The 14,978-nt window shown below is 72.2% G+C and carries 16 protein-coding genes; 6 read left to right on the top strand and 10 right to left on the bottom strand.

What is annotated here, in order from left to right:
• Nucleotides 1-34: 34 nt before the first annotated feature.
• Genes SOM19_RS06250 through SOM19_RS06240 form a run of 3 tightly spaced genes read left to right on the top strand, consistent with a single transcriptional unit; the run spans nucleotide 35 to nucleotide 2,338 of the window.
• Nucleotides 35-805, top strand: a complete 771-nt coding sequence (locus SOM19_RS06250; protein ID WP_320486675.1) for an ABC transporter ATP-binding protein — start codon at nucleotides 35-37, stop codon at nucleotides 803-805.
• 35 nt (nucleotides 806-840) lie between these two features.
• On the top strand, nucleotides 841-1,911 hold the full coding sequence (locus tag SOM19_RS06245) for a M4 family metallopeptidase (protein WP_320485684.1): 1,071 nt from the start codon (nucleotides 841-843) through the stop codon (nucleotides 1,909-1,911).
• The gene (locus SOM19_RS06240; protein WP_320485683.1) at nucleotides 1,889-2,338 is read left to right on the top strand and encodes a protealysin inhibitor emfourin; all 450 of its coding nucleotides are present in this window, start codon (nucleotides 1,889-1,891) and stop codon (nucleotides 2,336-2,338) included. Before SOM19_RS06245 ends, SOM19_RS06240 begins: the two co-directional genes overlap by 23 nt.
• A gap of 11 nt (nucleotides 2,339-2,349) precedes the next feature.
• Here the strand turns inward: SOM19_RS06240 and SOM19_RS06235 are convergent, their stop codons facing one another.
• From SOM19_RS06235 to SOM19_RS06220, 4 genes are read right to left on the bottom strand one after another with little or no spacing between them, the layout of a single operon-like run.
• Entirely contained in the window at nucleotides 2,350-2,964 is a 615-nt protein-coding gene (locus SOM19_RS06235) for a GNAT family N-acetyltransferase (protein WP_320485682.1), read from the bottom strand.
• 15 nt (nucleotides 2,965-2,979) lie between these two features.
• Nucleotides 2,980-3,672 (bottom strand): uracil-DNA glycosylase, encoded by a 693-nt coding sequence (locus SOM19_RS06230; RefSeq protein WP_320486674.1) that lies wholly within the window; start codon nucleotides 3,670-3,672, stop codon nucleotides 2,980-2,982.
• Nucleotides 3,673-3,703: 31 nt separating this feature from the next.
• Entirely contained in the window at nucleotides 3,704-4,600 is an 897-nt protein-coding gene (locus SOM19_RS06225) for an alanyl-tRNA editing protein (RefSeq protein ID WP_320485681.1), read from the bottom strand.
• Complete coding sequence (locus tag SOM19_RS06220; protein ID WP_320485680.1) at nucleotides 4,597-5,391, bottom strand: SDR family oxidoreductase; 795 nt, start codon at nucleotides 5,389-5,391, stop codon at nucleotides 4,597-4,599. Before SOM19_RS06220 ends, SOM19_RS06225 begins: the two co-directional genes overlap by 4 nt.
• A gap of 147 nt (nucleotides 5,392-5,538) precedes the next feature.
• Here SOM19_RS06220 and SOM19_RS06215 point away from each other — a divergent pair, with 147 nt between their 5' ends.
• The gene (locus SOM19_RS06215; RefSeq protein ID WP_320485679.1) at nucleotides 5,539-6,861 is read left to right on the top strand and encodes a bifunctional o-acetylhomoserine/o-acetylserine sulfhydrylase; all 1,323 of its coding nucleotides are present in this window, start codon (nucleotides 5,539-5,541) and stop codon (nucleotides 6,859-6,861) included.
• Between the two features lie 75 nt (nucleotides 6,862-6,936).
• Here the strand turns inward: SOM19_RS06215 and SOM19_RS06210 are convergent, their stop codons facing one another.
• Nucleotides 6,937-7,881, bottom strand: a complete 945-nt coding sequence (locus SOM19_RS06210) for a hypothetical protein (protein ID WP_320485678.1) — start codon at nucleotides 7,879-7,881, stop codon at nucleotides 6,937-6,939.
• A 59-nt stretch (nucleotides 7,882-7,940) separates the two neighbouring features.
• On the opposite strand from SOM19_RS06210, the gene SOM19_RS06205 reads away from it, so the two are divergent.
• Nucleotides 7,941-8,963, top strand: a complete 1,023-nt coding sequence (locus tag SOM19_RS06205; protein WP_320485677.1) for a DUF2332 domain-containing protein — start codon at nucleotides 7,941-7,943, stop codon at nucleotides 8,961-8,963.
• 204 nt (nucleotides 8,964-9,167) lie between these two features.
• Entirely contained in the window at nucleotides 9,168-10,373 is a 1,206-nt protein-coding gene (gene metX, locus SOM19_RS06200) for a homoserine O-acetyltransferase MetX (RefSeq protein ID WP_320485676.1), read from the top strand.
• Nucleotide 10,374: 1 nt separating this feature from the next.
• Here metX and SOM19_RS06195 read toward each other — a convergent pair whose 3' ends face one another.
• The 5 genes from SOM19_RS06195 to SOM19_RS06175 all read right to left on the bottom strand — a co-directional run bounded on the left by SOM19_RS06195 (nucleotide 10,375) and on the right by SOM19_RS06175 (nucleotide 14,973).
• Nucleotides 10,375-11,133, bottom strand: a complete 759-nt coding sequence (locus SOM19_RS06195; RefSeq protein WP_320485675.1) for an NUDIX domain-containing protein — start codon at nucleotides 11,131-11,133, stop codon at nucleotides 10,375-10,377.
• 70 nt (nucleotides 11,134-11,203) lie between these two features.
• Nucleotides 11,204-12,391 (bottom strand): MFS transporter, encoded by a 1,188-nt coding sequence (locus SOM19_RS06190; protein WP_320486673.1) that lies wholly within the window; start codon nucleotides 12,389-12,391, stop codon nucleotides 11,204-11,206.
• A gap of 100 nt (nucleotides 12,392-12,491) precedes the next feature.
• Nucleotides 12,492-12,818, bottom strand: coding sequence for a thiamine-binding protein (locus SOM19_RS06185; RefSeq protein ID WP_320485674.1), 327 nt, complete (start codon nucleotides 12,816-12,818; stop codon nucleotides 12,492-12,494).
• Nucleotides 12,819-12,850: 32 nt separating this feature from the next.
• Complete coding sequence (locus tag SOM19_RS06180; protein WP_320485673.1) at nucleotides 12,851-14,062, bottom strand: hypothetical protein; 1,212 nt, start codon at nucleotides 14,060-14,062, stop codon at nucleotides 12,851-12,853.
• Nucleotides 14,063-14,139: 77 nt separating this feature from the next.
• A complete protein-coding gene (locus SOM19_RS06175; RefSeq protein WP_320485672.1) occupies nucleotides 14,140-14,973 on the bottom strand; it encodes an ADP-dependent NAD(P)H-hydrate dehydratase in 834 nt (277 codons plus the stop codon).
• Nucleotides 14,974-14,978 lie beyond the last annotated feature (5 nt).

Raw genomic sequence — 14,978 nt, 5'->3', positions numbered from 1 at the left:
CGGGACGGGAGGGTCGCTGGTGCGCGGCCGGGGGCTGACCCGCCGCTACCCCGCCCCCAAAGCGCACCCCTTCGGTTCCCGGGTGTTCACGACCGGCCTCGAGGACGCCGACATCGATGTGCGAGCCGGGTCGGCCGTGGGCATCATCGGCGAGTCCGGGTCGGGCAAGTCCACGCTCGTGCGGCTGCTCCTCGCTCTCGACGCCCCGACGGAGGGCACCGTGGAGTTCGACGGCCGGACCGTCGACGCGTCCGCGAGCGCCCGCTCGCTCCACTGGCTGCGCCGGCGGACCGGGATGGTCTTCCAGGATCCGTACGCCTCCCTCGATCCGCGGATGAGCGTCGGGCGCATCGTCGGCGAGCCGCTGTGGGCGCTCGGGATCGAGGGCGACCGCCGAGCGCGGGTACGGGAGGTGCTCGAGGACGTCGGCCTGGAAGCCGGCATGGCCGACCGGTTCCCGCACGAGTTCTCGGGTGGCCAGCGGCAGCGGATCGCCCTGGCCCGGGCCATCGTGCACCGGCCCGAGCTGCTGGTGGGCGACGAGCCGCTGTCGGCGCTCGACGTCACCGTGCGGGCGCAGATCCTCGAGCTCCTCGGCCGGCTGCGCGCACGCGACGGCCTCACCGTGCTCCTGGTCTCGCACGACATCGGCGTGGTGCAGAACCTGTGCGACGAGGTCGTCGTGATGAAGGACGGCCGCATCGTCGAGGAGGGTCCGACCGAGAAGGTGCTCTTGCAGCCGCAGGTCGCGTACACCCGTCGCCTCCTCGCCTCCATCCCGGTCATCGACCCCGGCACGGCATGACCGGAGGCGTCGGCGGCCGCCGATAGCCTCGGACAATGGCCCACGCGATCGTCCCCCCGTACCTGCTCGCCCGCATCGCCGCCGTGCAGGAGCCCACCTGGGCACACGCGGCCGAGGCGGCGCGCTCGACGCTCGCTGCGCCGCGGGAGTACCGCCGGGTGCGGTCGCGACTCCGGCTGTCGATCGAGGATTCCGGCACGCTCGTCGCCGAGACGACGCCGGCGCCCGAGCGAGAGATCTCCGACGCGCAGCAGCTCGAGGTGCTTCCAGGAGTCCGGGTACGGGGCGAAGACGACGCGGCGACCGCCGATGCCGCGGTGAACGAGGCGTTCGACGGACTGGGCACGACCTTCGACTTCCTCTGGGATGCCTTCGGCCGCAACAGCCTCGACGGCAGCGGGGGCGCTCTGCTGTCGACCGTCCACTACGGCAAGGACTACGACAACGCGTTCTGGAACGGTGAGCGCATGGTGTTCGGCGACGGGGACGGCGAGGTCTTCCGCGGCTTCACCGGATCGCTCACGGTGATCGCCCACGAACTCGCCCACGGCGTCATCGAGGACGAGGGCGGCCTCGTGTACCGCGGTCAGTCGGGGGCACTCAACGAGTCCCTCGCCGACGTCTTCGGGTCGCTCGCCGAGCAGCATCACCTCGGCCAGTCCGCCGACCAGGCTTCGTGGCTCATCGGCGAGGGCATCTTCACCGATGCCGTGCAGGGCAGGGCACTGCGATCGCTGGCGGCCCCGGGCACGGCGTACGACGACGACGTGCTGGGCAAGGACCCGCAGCCTGCCCATATGCGCGACTTCGTCGTCACCCGTGACGACAACGGCGGCGTGCACATCAACTCGGGCATCCCGAACCACGCGTTCTATCTCACCGCGACCGCTCTGGGCGGGAACGCGTGGGACCGCGCCGGGCGCATCTGGTACCGCGCGCTGACATCGGGAACGCTGCCCTCGACGGCGGACTTCTCCACGTTCGCCGACGCCACCCTGACGGCGGCCGCGGCGGAGTACGGTGAAGGGTCGGAGGAGGTCGACGCCGTCCGGAGAGCCTGGACGAGCGTCGGTGTGATCCAGGATGGGCCAGACGCCGCGCAGTGACCCCGGTGCTCCCGCGCCGGAGCCCGGCGACGGTCCGGCGCTCGCCGAGACTCCCGAGCCCGTCGACGGCACGGAGCTCCCCATCGAAGTCGCCGTCACGCGCACCGGGGGCTTCGCCGGCCTGACTCGACAGTGGCGCGCCGAGCCGCCGCCCGCAGAGGCGCCGCAGTGGATCACCCTCATCGCGCAGTGCCCCTGGGACGCCGCGTCTCCCGACCCCGTCGAGGATCAGGGCTCCGCCGATGGGCCCGAGGGCCCGCTCGGGCCGGAGCCGGGACGGGGCGCGGACAGGTTCGTGTGGTGGATCCACGCACGTTGCGGCGAGGCCGACGAGCGTGAGGCAGAGCTTCCGGATGACGCGGTCGTCGGAGCGTGGCGCGAACTCGTCGACGCGGTGCGCGAGTGGAACAAGGCCGCCTCGGCGTGAGCCCACGGCTGTCAGCGGCCGAACAGCGACTTCTTCTTCTTGACCGGCTTGAGTTCCTTCTGCATGTAGATCGTGCCGAGCCAACGGCCGAACTTGAATCCGACGCGGCCCATGCGACCGACCTCGACGAAGCCGAGCTTCTCATGCAGTGCGACGGAGCCTTCCGCGCCCTTGTCGCTGATGACCGCCACCATCTGGCGGATGCCCTTCTCCTCGCAGGCCGCGATGAGGGCGACCAGCAGTGCGCGGCCGAGCCCCTTGCCGGTGGCGGCCTGGCCCAGGTAGATCGAGTTCTCGACCGAGTACCGGTAGGCCGACTTGCTCGACATCGGCTGCACGAGCGCATAGCCGAGGATCTGCCCGCTGGGCGACTCTGCGACGAGCACGGGAAGGTCGAGTTGGCGCAGATGGGTGAGCTTGTCGCGCCACTGCGCGACCGACCACTTCTTCTCGTCGAACGTGACCACCGAGTTCGTCACATAGTGGTTGTAGATCTCGCGGATGTCGGGGATGTCCCGGTCGGCGACAGGGCGGATCTCATACGTGAAAGGCCGCTCCGGCTCGGCCCGCCGACGGAGGTGCATCGGCAGCCGCCGACGGTCCCGGTCGTATTCCTCCTCGAGCATTCCGCCAGCCTACGCTCAGCCCGGAAGTGCCCAGTTCACGCCTTCGGCCCCCTGCTGGGCGAGCAGCTCGTTGGCGCGGGAGAAGGGCCGCGAGCCGAAGAAGCCGCGATGCGCCGACAGCGGCGAAGGGTGGGCCGACTCGATGATCGGGGTCGCTCCGAGGAGCGGACGCAGGTTCGCGGCATCCCGTCCCCACAGGATCGCCACGAGCGGACCGTCCCGCTCCACGAGCGTGCGGATGGCGTGCTCGGTGACCTTCTCCCAGCCCCACCCGCGGTGCGACGCGGCCTGCCCCGGTGCGACCGTGAGCACGCGGTTGAGGAGCATGACGCCCTGGTCGCTCCACGCGGAGAGGTCGCCGTGCACGGCGCGGGGAATGCCGAGATCGGCCTCGAGCTCCTGATAGATGTTCGACAGGCTGCGGGGCAGCGGCCGGACATGGCGATCGACCGCGAAGGACAGCCCGATCGGATGCCCCGGGGTGGGGTACGGGTCCTGCCCGACGATCAGCACCTTGACCTCGCCGAGCGGCCGCTGGAAGGCCCGGAGCACGCGGTCCCCCGCCGGCAGGTAGGGCCGACCCTCGGCCACCTCCGCGCGCAGGCGCTCGCCCAGCGCCGCGAGGTCGGGGGCGACCGGTTCGAGCGCCCCGGCCCAGTCCGGATCGACCAGGCCCGCCTCGGCGAGCTCCGGCAGCGTCAGTGCCATGACGCCGTCCCGGATCGGATCGATCGGCGGCTCATCCACGCGCCCCGCGCTCGGCCGTGGTGGTCATCACGAGCTCGAGCCCGCCCTCGACCTGGGTCGACTCGAAGGCGACGCGCACACCGGTGAGCTCGGAGAGCGAGGTCACGTGCGTCCCGCCGCACGGGATGCGCACCTCGGCGCCGGGGAGTTCGCACACCCACGTGCGCCGGTCGGCGAGCGCCGGCCCTTCCGAGTCGATGCGCACCGCCCCGCCGGCGGCGATCCAGCTCGCCAGCTGCGCGTCGACGCGGGCGGCGAGAGCGTCGAGGTCGTCGAGCGCCGCGGGGTCGAACCCCTTGCGCCGCAGCGACTTGCCGATGCGATAGACGTCGCGCGATCCGTCGGGCAGGATCCGCGACTCCTGGATCGCGAGGGCGTCGAAGGCAGGGGCGCCGAGCGCGTCGACGAGCGTCTCCTTGCGCCAGGCGTCCGTCAGCGCCGCGTCGAGGGCCAGCGACGCGAGGTGGCACGCCGTGTGCCCTGCCGAGAGGCTCGCCCGGAACGCAGAGTCGACCTCGACCTCGACCGGGTCGCCTTCGCTGATCCCGGCGGCCGACAGAGCGCCGATGCCGATGACATGCGCCACGACGAACGTCCAGCCCTCGGTGCCGGTGCGCACGGGCACGTCGCGGCCGAAGAGCAGCGGGCCGTCGGGGCCGGGGGACGCGCCGACGACGGCATCGAGGATCGAGAACTCGTGGCCACCCGCGCGCAGGACGCCGCGGTCGGCGGGCTGGTCGGGCCACGCGGTGTCGACCGGGTGGAACGCCGTGGTGTCGAGCACCACCGCCGCACGGCCCTCACCGGCGTCGGCGACGTGGACCACGCGCCCCGTCGACGTCGTCGCGCCGGCCGCGTAGCTGACGACCGTGCCCTCCGAGACGGTCACGGGCGATCGCCCTCGTCCACGCGAGCGCGCAGCGGGCCGCGCGCAAGAAGGTGCTGCGCGGACTGCGCGACCGGGCGCATCGTGATGAGGTCGAGGTTGACGTGGCCGGGGGCCTCGAGCGCATAGCCGATCACGTCGGCGACATCCTCGGCGGTGAGCGGCGCCTCGACGCCCTCGTACACGCGCTCGGCCGCCACCGCGTCACCGCCGAGGCGGTTGGCGGTGAACTCCTCGGTGTGGACCATGCCGGGGGCCACCTCGATGACCCGGATGGGCTCGCCGTTCAGCTCGAGGCGCAGCGCGTGGGCGAGCATCGCCTCTCCCGCCTTGGCCGCGTTGTAGCCCGCTCCCCCGGCGTAGGCCGTCTGCGCGGCGGTCGAGGTCACGAAAAGAGTGTCGGCGTGGCCGCCCTCGCGCGCGCCCGCGCGCAGCAGCGGCAGCAGGGCCGAGACGAGGCGCTGCGCCGACAGCACGTTGACGTCGAACATCCACCGCCAGTCCTCGACACGGCCGTCCTCGACCCGGTCGGCCCCGCGGGCACCGCCTGCGATGTGGACGAGGGAGTGCACCGGACCGGAGCCCGCGAGGAACTCGGCGAGCGCCTCGACGTCGGCGTCGGACGTCAGGTCTGCCGCGAACGCCACCGCGCCGGTCTCGCCCTCGAGCCGCGCGAGCCGGTCGGCACGCCGGGCGACCGCCACGACGTCCCACCCCCGCGCACGCAGGGCGCGCGCCGTCGCCTCACCGATCCCCGAGCTCGCCCCGGTCACCACCGCACGTCTGGTTGTCATGCCTCCACGGTACCCATCGGTCACGACTCGGTCGCGCGCGGAGGTTACGTCACATTTCCCGCTCTTTGTCGTCGGCGGCGGGCATCCGTACTGTCGATCCGGTCGGGGGAGTTCGCCCTCGCCCACCCGAACCCGCAGGAGCTACGCATGTCCGCACCCGAGAACTGGCGCTTCGAGACCAAGCAGATCCACTCCGGCGCTCAGCCGGATCCGGTGACCAAGGCTCGCGCGACCCCGATCTACCAGACCACGTCCTACGTGTTCGACAACGCGGACCACGCGGCCAACCTGTTCGCGCTCGCCGAGTTCGGCAACATCTACACGCGCATCCAGAACCCCACGCAGGCGGTCGTCGAAGAGCGTCTCGCCGCGCTCGAAGGCGGCACCGGCGCACTGCTGGTCGCGAGCGGCCAGGCCGCATCGACCTTCGCCGTCCTCAACATCGCCGAGGCCGGCGACCACATCGTCGCGTCGAGCTCGATCTACGGCGGCACCTACAACCTCTTCAAGTACACCCTCGCAAAGCTCGGCATCGAGACGACGTTCGTCGAGAACCAGGACGACCCCGAGGAGTGGCGCGCCGCGGTCCGCCCCGAGACGAAGCTGTTCTTCGCCGAGACCATCGGCAACCCCAAGATCAACGTCCTCGACATCCGCACGGTCGCCGACGTCGCGCACGAGGCGGGCATCCCCCTCATCGTCGACAACACGATCGCGACCCCGTACCTCATCAAGCCGTTCCAGTTCGGCGCCGACATCGTCATCCACTCGGCGACGAAGTTCCTCGGCGGCCACGGCACCACCATCGGCGGCGTCATCGTCGACGGCGGCACGTTCAAGTGGTCGGAGAACGTCGACAAGTTCCCCGGGCTGACCGTTCCCGACCCGAGCTACCACGGCGCCAGCTACACCGCCGCCGTGGGCGACGCACTCGCGTACATCATCAAGGCGCGCGTCCAGCTGCTGCGCGACCTCGGCGCCGCCATCTCGCCTCACAGCGCCTGGCTGCTCATCCAGGGCATCGAGACGCTGTCGCTGCGCATCGAGCGCCACGTGCAGAACGCGCAGGAGATCGCCGAGTGGCTCGAGAACCACGACGACGTCGCCTCGGTGAACTACTCGGGCCTGCCCACGTCGCCCTGGTACGCCGCCGCGAACAACTACGCCCCCAAGGGCGTCGGCGCCGTCCTGTCGTTCGAGCTCAAGGGCGGCGTGGAGGCTGGTCGCGCGTTCGTCAACTCGCTCTCGCTCTTCAGCCACCTCGCCAACATCGGCGACGTGCGCTCGCTCGTCATCCACCCCGCGTCGACCACGCACTCCCAGCTGACGCCGGAGCAGCAGCTCACGACCGGTGTCACTCCGGGCCTCGTGCGCCTGTCGGTGGGTCTCGAGAACATCGACGACCTCACGGCCGACCTCGAGCAGGCGCTCGCGGCCGCGCGTCGCGTGTCGGAAGCCGCCCGCGCGTAATTACGCCCCGCGATCACCGGATGCCTCGACCCTCGCGGGTCGGGGCATCCGTCGTCTGGCCGCCGCGCCCCGGCGTCAGGCCGCGTCCCACCACCGCAGCACGCGCAGGGCACGCAGGGTGACCCAGCGACTGGGGAACCCCTCGTGCTCGGCCTCCATCTCGAACAGCACCGGGCCCGCGTGGTCGTTCTCGAAGGGGAACAGTCCGTTCTCCAGCCGCTTGCCCCGCAGCAGCTCGACCGCCTCCGCGCAGCGGTCGTCACGCTCGGGACGGGCCTGGCGGAAGTACTCGAGCCCCCGCAGCACGTCGTAGAACCACCGCGTCGGCCACGACGTCATGGTGAGGCGGAGATCGGGGATCTCTCCCGTCGAAGCCCGCCGGAACAGCCGTCGCTCGAGCAGGTACTCCTCCCCGCGGAGGCGAGCGGCGCGCACATCGTCGGAGCCGCCTGTCGCCTGCTCCCACGCCCACAGCCCTTCGAGCGCGCAGATCGTGGAGTGGAACGAGCCCGGGGTTGCTGGATCTTCTTCCCAGCAGTTCCAGCCGCCGTCGGCGTGCTGCGTCGCGAGCAGCGTGTCGGCGATGGGGGCCGCGTCCTGACCGAAGTATGCGCCCGCGACGAGCGCGATGCCGTTGATGCACGGCTCGACCTCGCCCTGGAAGTAGAGTTCGCCGTTGTAATCCCAGCGGGCGTTGTCGCGCACGAGCGCGATCGCCTGGCGGGCCTCCGGTGACTCGGGGTCGATACCGTATTCCACGAGCGACTGCAGCGAGAAGTGGGTGGCCGTCCATGCGTCGAAGAACGGCCGGCTCTCGTCGGCCCACCCGGGACGGTACGTACCCCCGTCCCAGCGCCCGTCTTCGCCCTGCTCGGCGAGGAGCCGGGCACCCCAGCCCTCGGTGGCGACGCGCGCCCTTTCGGCGGCGACGGCGTCGGCCGGGGCATCCGTCAGATCTCTCATGACCTGCCAGCGGATCGCGGGGTCTCCGGCGAGCAGGTAGTCGACGACGTCATCCATGCCACGGATGCTAGACCGGCCCGGCGACATCCGGCACCCTCGCCGCATAGGGTGAGCCCGTGGCCGCACAGGACGACGCCGCACGCATCGCGGCGATCTACGACGACTTCGGGCGCCGGTGGGCGCACGGCACCTCGCCGCTCTATGAGGACTGGGCCTTGGGAATTGCCGGCGACACGGACGTGGTCGAGCGCCTGGCGGATCTGCCGCGCGCGAAGCAGCAGCCGAACCTCGTCTTCGCGTCGATGCGGTGGGAAGGCTGCCCGCTGCTTCCCTACATCGACATCCGAGCGTGGCTCATCGAGCACTGGGCCGGCGTCGTCTCCACCGGCGCGACGTGGTCTGTCCAGACCAACGAGGCGAACCGGTGCGCCACATGGCTGCCCCCGCTCTCGCGCATCGAGGGGCCGATCGCGCTGCTCGAAGTCGGCGCCGCCGCCGGCCTGTGCCTCTTCCCGGACCGGTACAGCGTCGACTACCGGACACCGGCGGGGGTGCGCCGGGTCCATCCGCCCGCGGGGCCGAGCGACGTCCTGCTCGCCTGCACCGTGGACTCGGAGACCTCCGTTCCCGCCCGCTGGCCCGACGTGGTGTGGCGGCGCGGCATCGACCTCGAGCCGATCGACGCCGCCGACGACGGTGCGATCGACTGGCTCGCGAACCTCGTGTGGCCCGGGCCCGACCACGACGCGCGTGTCGCGCGACTGAGGGCGGCCGCCGCGATCGCCGCCGCGGATCCGCCCGAGATCGTGCGGGGCGACCTGCTGGAGCGCGTGACGGATGTCGCCGCCCTCGCGCCCGCCGAGGCGACACTGGTCGTCTTCCACAGTGCCGTACTGCTGTACCTCGATGCCGGGCAGCGGCGCCGGTTCGCCGAGCTGATGGCGGGCCTCGAGGCGGAGATCGGCCGGCGCGTGGTGTGGCTCTCGAACGAGACGATGGGGACGCTCCCCGAGATCGACGCGCAGGTGCCGGCGGGAACCGCGACCGACCACCGGTTCGTGCAGACCTGGAACGAGCGGGCCATCGCCCTCGCCGGGCAGCACGGCGCGGTGTACGAGACGGCGCCGTTCGCGGAGTGAGGCCGGCCGCGCCCTGGACTGCGTCCGGCGCGGCGCGTTCCACATTCAGGAGACGCGCCGACCAGCGGCGCCCGATCCACCCAGGCCTGCGGCGTGTTTCCTGAACCCGGTGCACAGGGAGACGGCGCCGCCGGACGGGGCCGCCAGGCGGGCGATCCGCGTAACAGTCGGCCCCGCGCGGGGTGAGCGCGCGAGAATGGGCGAATGGACTGGCAGACCTCCGAAGACACCGTGCCCTCGGCACCGGTGACGGAGGCCGACGCACGGCTGCTGCTCGGGCGTCCGCCGGCCACCGGCGCGTGGCGGGACGGCGACCCGGTCGGGGACCGCCACTTCGCGGCATTCGGAGCGTTCCGCACCGAGGGCGGGGCGGAGCTGCCCGCGTACCGCCTCGCCTACGAGACCTGGGGCACCCTCAACGCCGCGCGCGACAACGCCGTGCTGGTGCTCCACGCGCTCACCGGCGACAGCCACCTGCGCGGGCCGGCCGGGCCGGGGCATCCGACCAGCGGCTGGTGGGACGACATCGTCGGCCCGGGCGCGCCCATCGACACCGATCGCTGGTTCGTGGTGGCTCCGAACATGCTGGGCGGGTGCCAGGGATCGACCGGCCCCGCGAGTATCGCCCCCGACGGATACGAGTGGGCGACGCGCTTCCCCTACCTGACGATCCGCGACCAGACCGCAGCTCAGGTGCGCCTCGCCGACGCCCTGGGCATCGACGTCTGGGCCGGTGTGCTCGGCGGCTCGATGGGTGGGATGCACGCGCTCGAGTGGGCAGTGGGCCTGCCGGAGCGCGTGGAGCGCGTCGGCATCCTGTCGGCACCTCCGGTCAACACCGCCGACCAGATCGCCCTCAACTCCGTCCAGCTCGAGGCGATCCGCATGGACCCCCGCTTCCAGGGCGGGCAGTACTACGACGCGGCCGACGGCGACGGGCCGTCGCGCGGGCTCGCGCTCGCCCGGCGGATGGCGCTGCTGAACTACCGCTCCCCCACCGAGCTCAACCAGCGCTTCCAGCGGTCGTGGCAGTCCGGCGTCAGCCCGCTCGCGCACGGCGGGCGCTTCGCCGTCGAGTCGTACCTCGACTTCCACGGCAACAAGTTCACGCGGCGCTTCGACGCGAACAGCTACCTCACGCTCGTCGAAGCGATGAACTCGCACGACGTCGGCCGTGATCGCGGCGGGGTCGACGATGCGCTCGCGCGGGTCACCGCCACCGCGCTCGTGCTCGGCATCGACAGCGACCGGCTCTTCCCGATCGACGGACAGCACCGGATCGCACGCGGCATCCGTCACACCCTGGACGGCGAGCGGTCCGTCGTGCTCGCCAGCGACTTCGGCCACGACGGCTTCCTGATCGAGACGAGTGCCGTCGGCGGCCACATCCGCCGCCTGCTCGAGAGCTGACTCACTCGGTGCGGGTGTACCGCCAGGGCAGCGCGCCGATCTCGAGCCGGTGTCGCGCCTCGTCGGCGTCGGCGGCGGCATCCGGATCGTAGGCGGCATCGCCGTCCCACAGCAGCAGCGGGCCCCCGGCCCCGCGGCGGGCGACCGTCTCGAAGCGTCGCACGCCGCCGAGCCGGGCGGCCCCGAGGATCGACTCGACGTCGGCGTGGGCGCTGAGGCCGTGGAGCGTAACCCACGTGGGCGGGTAGAGCGTTGCCTCGCCCCGCCCGTGGCGCGCCAGCATGTCGGCGGGCCGCACCCACTCCGCGGCGACGGCCTCGTCCGCCGCGAGCGCGAGGGCACCGGTCGGCGACGCCCCGGCGAAGAACCACGTGCGGATGCGCAGGGGAACGCCCGGCGGCGGGTCCCAGCACGACACCGTGACGAGCGACGCGGCGTTCAGCACGAGCCCGGCCTCCTCGTGCGTCTCGCGCACCCCTGCCCGGCGCGCGACATCCTCCTCGGGCTCGTCGTCCCGGAGCCGGTCCGCGGGCTCGACCTTGCCGCCGGGAAAGACCCACGCCCCGGCGAAGGAGCCGCGATCGGGGCGCTCGAGCAGCAGCACCTCAGGACCGCCGGAACCGTCGCGCAGCAGGACGACGGTCGCGGCGACCGGGATGCCCGGGTCCGCGGCATCCTCGGGGCGCCGAGGTCGCGAGTCGGTCATGGCGTCGGCGAGGGCGCGCAGTGCGCGATCGGGCGGTGACGTCGGCTCGGACACCCCCTCACTCTAGGCGGGAGCGAGCCGCCGGCCACGGCGTGACCGACCCGGCGAGGAACCCGAGGACCGGTCAGTTCGACAGGACGAGACCGCGCGCTCGCTCGGCTGCGAGGCTCGCGAGGGCGATCCCGAGCCCGCCGAGGGCGAGGGCCACACCGACCCAGGCCGGCGCAACGAAGCCGAGTCCCATGGCGATGACCACTCCGCCGAGGAGGGCGCCGAGGCTGTTGCCGATGTTGAGCGCCGAGTGGTTGAGCGCCGCCGCGATCGACTGGTTGTCCTGCGCGACGTCCATGAGCCGGGTCTGGATCGTCGGGCTGAGCACCGACGACGCGAAGCCCGTCAGGAACACGAAGAGCCCGAGCGCCCAGATCCAGTGCGACGTGAGCGCCAGCAGCGCGAGCACGACCGCGAGCCCGATCAGTCCGCCGACCAGGGTGCGCTTGAGATCGACGTCGGCCAGGTGTCCGCCGACGAGGTTGCCGATCGTCATGCCGAGGCCCATCAGCACGAGGATGATCGGGACCACCCACTCGGGCGATCCGGCGACCTCGGTGACCATCGGGGCCAGGTAGCTGTAGACGGCGAAGAATCCGCCGAATCCGATGGCGCCGACGCCGAGCGCCAGCCAGACCTGCCCGATGCGGAAGACCTTGAGCTCGGCGCGCAGCGTCCGCTCCGGGTCTCCCGGATGCTCGGGGACGAAGAAGGCGATGAGGATCGTGGCCGCGGCGAAGATGCCGGCGACGACCATGAATGCGGCGCGCCAGCCGACCTGCTGACCGAGGTAGGTGCCGAGCGGCACGCCCACGACGTTCGCGACGGTGAGGCCGGTGAGGACGAACGACACGCCCTTCGCCCGCTGGCCCGGCCCGAGCACCTCGGCGGCGACCAGGGCCCCGATGCCGAAGTAGGCGCCGTGCGGGAGGCCCGCGAGCAGCCGCGAGATCGCGACCCACTCGAACGTGGGCGCGAGGAACGTCAAGGCGTTGAAGACCGTGAGCGCGAGCGCCAGGCCGATCATCACGCGGTGCCGCGGGTACTTCGCGACGGCGCCGGCGATGGTCGGCGCGCCGATCACCACGCCGAGGGCGTAGAGCGTGATGAGCCAGCCGGTCTGGGCGATCGCGTCTTCGGAGCTGGCCGCCCACGCGGACGGAAGCAGGTCGGCGGCGATGTTCGGCAGCAGGCCCATGACGACGAACTCGGTCATGCCGATGCCGAAGCTGCCGACGGCGAGGGAGAGGAGCGCCCACATCGCCGCACCCCTCGTCAGAGTCGAGGAGGTCACCCGGTCATGCTAGCCCGGGCCGCGGCATCCTGTCGAATCGATTCGAAGGTCGTCGGGCGCCGAGATCTCAGGAGAGGTCGGACGCGGCAGCCTGCTCGTCCATCGCGGCTTCGAGACGCTCGATCTTGCCGTCCAGCTCGCCCGTGAAGCCGGGGCGGATGTCGGCCTTGAGCACGAGCGAGACGCGTGATCCGTAGGGTTGCACCGCCTCGGTGGCGCGGCGCACCACATCGAACACCTCGTCCCACTCCCCCTCGATCTCGGTGAACATCGACGTGGTGCGGTGCGGCAGTCCGCTGCCACGGACGACGCGCACCGCGGCGGCGACGGCGTCGTGGACGGAGCCGTCGGCATTGCCGGTGCCGCTGGGAGCGACGGAGAAGGCGACGAGCATGGGGAACCTCCGGTTCGTTGGGGTGGTGCGGATCAGGTGACGGCGGGTTCCGGATGCCGCAGCCGGCGGGGCACGCGGACGAGGCGGACGACCGCCCACACCAGCAGCACGACCAGCAGCATGTTGCGGAGCGTCAGCACGCCCGCTGCGAAGCCGTCGGCGAGGATCAGGCGGTCGTAGAGCAGCGGGTAGACGAGCTGCGTGAGCAGCGCCGCAACGAGCGCGGCCAGGGCGGGCCAGCGCCAACGGCGTCGATCGATCACGAGCCCGAGGACGACGGGCGTGATGATCCACGTGAGGAACTGCGGCGATCCCACCTTGTTGAACACGATGAACGCGAGCACGAGCGCGAGGGCGAGCGGCGGGAACAGGGCGGCGAAGGTCGCGCCGCGAGCGGCCTGGATCGCACCGAGAACCGCGACGGCGAACACCGCCACCGCGAGCAGCGGCGTCATGGCCGCGATCACGGCATCGACGTTCGCGCCGGTCACCTGGAACGTGAGGATGTCGGAGTCGTAGTAGACGAACGCGCCCTCGACCCCCGCCACGGCCTGCCACAGGTACCACGCCGTCACCGGCGCCTCGAGCTGCAGCCCTCGTCCCGTCTGCCCGGCAACGAACCCGAACGCGTAGGTCAGGCCGCCCGCGGAGGCGACCGTCACGAGCGTGAGCGCGGTGACGACCAGCGCACCGGCGACGACGACGAGCCGGCGGCGCACCGCGATGACGGCGGCGGCGAGAAGGGCGGCGGGCCACACCTTGATCCACATGCCGACGGCCAGGAGGATCGAGGCGAGAAGGGGCCGGCCGATGAGCCACAGACTGCCGGCCACGGCGAGTGAGACCGTCACCCCGTCGATGCGGTAGATGCCGATCGGTCCGAGCAGGACGAGGTACGCGAGCCAGAAGGCGGCGGCGACGGCACGTCCGGCGGAGCGCCCTCGCCCGACGAGCAGCGCGAACGCGAGGGCGTTCGCCGCGGTCACGAGCAGCGCCCAGGCGACCTCGTAGCCGGCGATCCACTCGAGCCCGAGCGCCAGCACCATCGGCACGAGGGCGAGCTGCGGGTACACGAAGGGCTCGGTGACGCCCATGATCGCGCCGGCCTCGACGGCGTCGAGGGCCCACGGCTCGTAGACGAGGTAGACATCGCCCATCGGCATGTTCGGGAGCAGGAAGCCCGACACGGCGACGAGGAGATGGACGAGCACGAACGCGACCCAGAGCCCCGCACGCCTCGACACGCCCTCATCCTATTTCGCGGGGACGCCGGATCCCGTCCGTGCGGCGGACGGGCGTCGGATGCCTCGGCCGGCCCACGTCAGACGGCGTCGAGGGCTTCGGCGACCGCGCGGGGCAGCGCCTCGGCGACGTCGAGGGCCGTGATGGGCCCCCCGCCGCGCTCGGCCGACGCCAGGCGCCCGGCGTGCCCGTGCAGCCACGCGCCGGATGCGGCGAGGGAGGCGAGGGACGCGGCATCCGCCGCCTGCCCGTGCGCCACCGCCGACGCCACGAGCGCCCCGATCACCCCGGCCAGGACGTCGCCGGTGCCGGCGGTCGCGAGCCAGGGCGTGCCGGCCGACACCTCGATCGCGGCGCTGCCGGGCGCGGCGACCACGGTCGTCGCGCCCTTGAGCAGGAGCACGGCGCCGGTGGCATCGGCCGTTCCTTGCGCGGCGGCCACCGAATCGCCCGATGCAGGGGCGAGACCGAGGCCGGCCCGCAGCCGGGCGTGCTCGCGCGCGTGCGGCGTGAGGATGCGCGGGGCGGTGCCGTCCTGCGCGAGGTCCAGCGCGCCGGCGTCGACGATCACGGGGTCGGTGTCGTGCAGGATGCCGCGGAGCGCCCCGGTCTCGGCAGCACCGCGGGTCGGGGCATCCGTTCCGGATCCGATGAGCCAGGCCTGCACCCGACCGTCCCCGGCCACCGTCTCCGGTCGCCGGGCGAGCACGAGCGCGGTCGGGCGTTCGGCGCCGACGTACCGGACCATCCCCAGGCCGGTGCGCCACGCGGCCTCGACACCGAGCACGGCTGCACCCGGATACGCGTCGGAGCCGGTGCGCACGCCCAGGACTCCCCGGGAATACTTGTCATCGGCCGTCGTTGGCCTCCGGAGGGCGCGCCCCGTGTCCTCCACCGTCCATGACCGGGTCATGGCGA

Source organism: Microbacterium sp. CFBP9034 (assembly GCF_034045255.1).
Lineage (GTDB): Bacteria > Actinomycetota > Actinomycetes > Actinomycetales > Microbacteriaceae > Microbacterium.
This window is presented reverse-complemented; position numbering and strand designations above follow the sequence as displayed.

Excerpts from the sequence above, each read along its gene's own strand:
- SOM19_RS06175 (WP_320485672.1), bottom strand. The coding sequence starts at position 14,973 with ATGACCCGGTCATGGACGGTGGAGGACACGGGGCGCGCCCTCCGGAGG.
- SOM19_RS06230 (WP_320486674.1), bottom strand. The coding sequence starts at position 3,672 with ATGGCACTGACGCTGCCGGAGCTCGCCGAGGCGGGCCTGGTCGATCCG.
- SOM19_RS06245 (WP_320485684.1), top strand. The coding sequence starts at position 841 with ATGGCCCACGCGATCGTCCCCCCGTACCTGCTCGCCCGCATCGCCGCC.
- SOM19_RS06190 (WP_320486673.1), bottom strand. The coding sequence starts at position 12,391 with ATGTGGGCGCTCCTCTCCCTCGCCGTCGGCAGCTTCGGCATCGGCATG.
- SOM19_RS06235 (WP_320485682.1), bottom strand. The coding sequence starts at position 2,964 with ATGCTCGAGGAGGAATACGACCGGGACCGTCGGCGGCTGCCGATGCAC.
- SOM19_RS06215 (WP_320485679.1), top strand. The coding sequence starts at position 5,539 with ATGTCCGCACCCGAGAACTGGCGCTTCGAGACCAAGCAGATCCACTCC.
- SOM19_RS06210 (WP_320485678.1), bottom strand. The coding sequence starts at position 7,881 with ATGGATGACGTCGTCGACTACCTGCTCGCCGGAGACCCCGCGATCCGC.
- metX (WP_320485676.1), top strand. The coding sequence starts at position 9,168 with ATGGACTGGCAGACCTCCGAAGACACCGTGCCCTCGGCACCGGTGACG.
- SOM19_RS06240 (WP_320485683.1), top strand. The coding sequence starts at position 1,889 with ATGGGCCAGACGCCGCGCAGTGACCCCGGTGCTCCCGCGCCGGAGCCC.
- SOM19_RS06185 (WP_320485674.1), bottom strand. The coding sequence starts at position 12,818 with ATGCTCGTCGCCTTCTCCGTCGCTCCCAGCGGCACCGGCAATGCCGAC.
- SOM19_RS06220 (WP_320485680.1), bottom strand. The coding sequence starts at position 5,391 with ATGACAACCAGACGTGCGGTGGTGACCGGGGCGAGCTCGGGGATCGGT.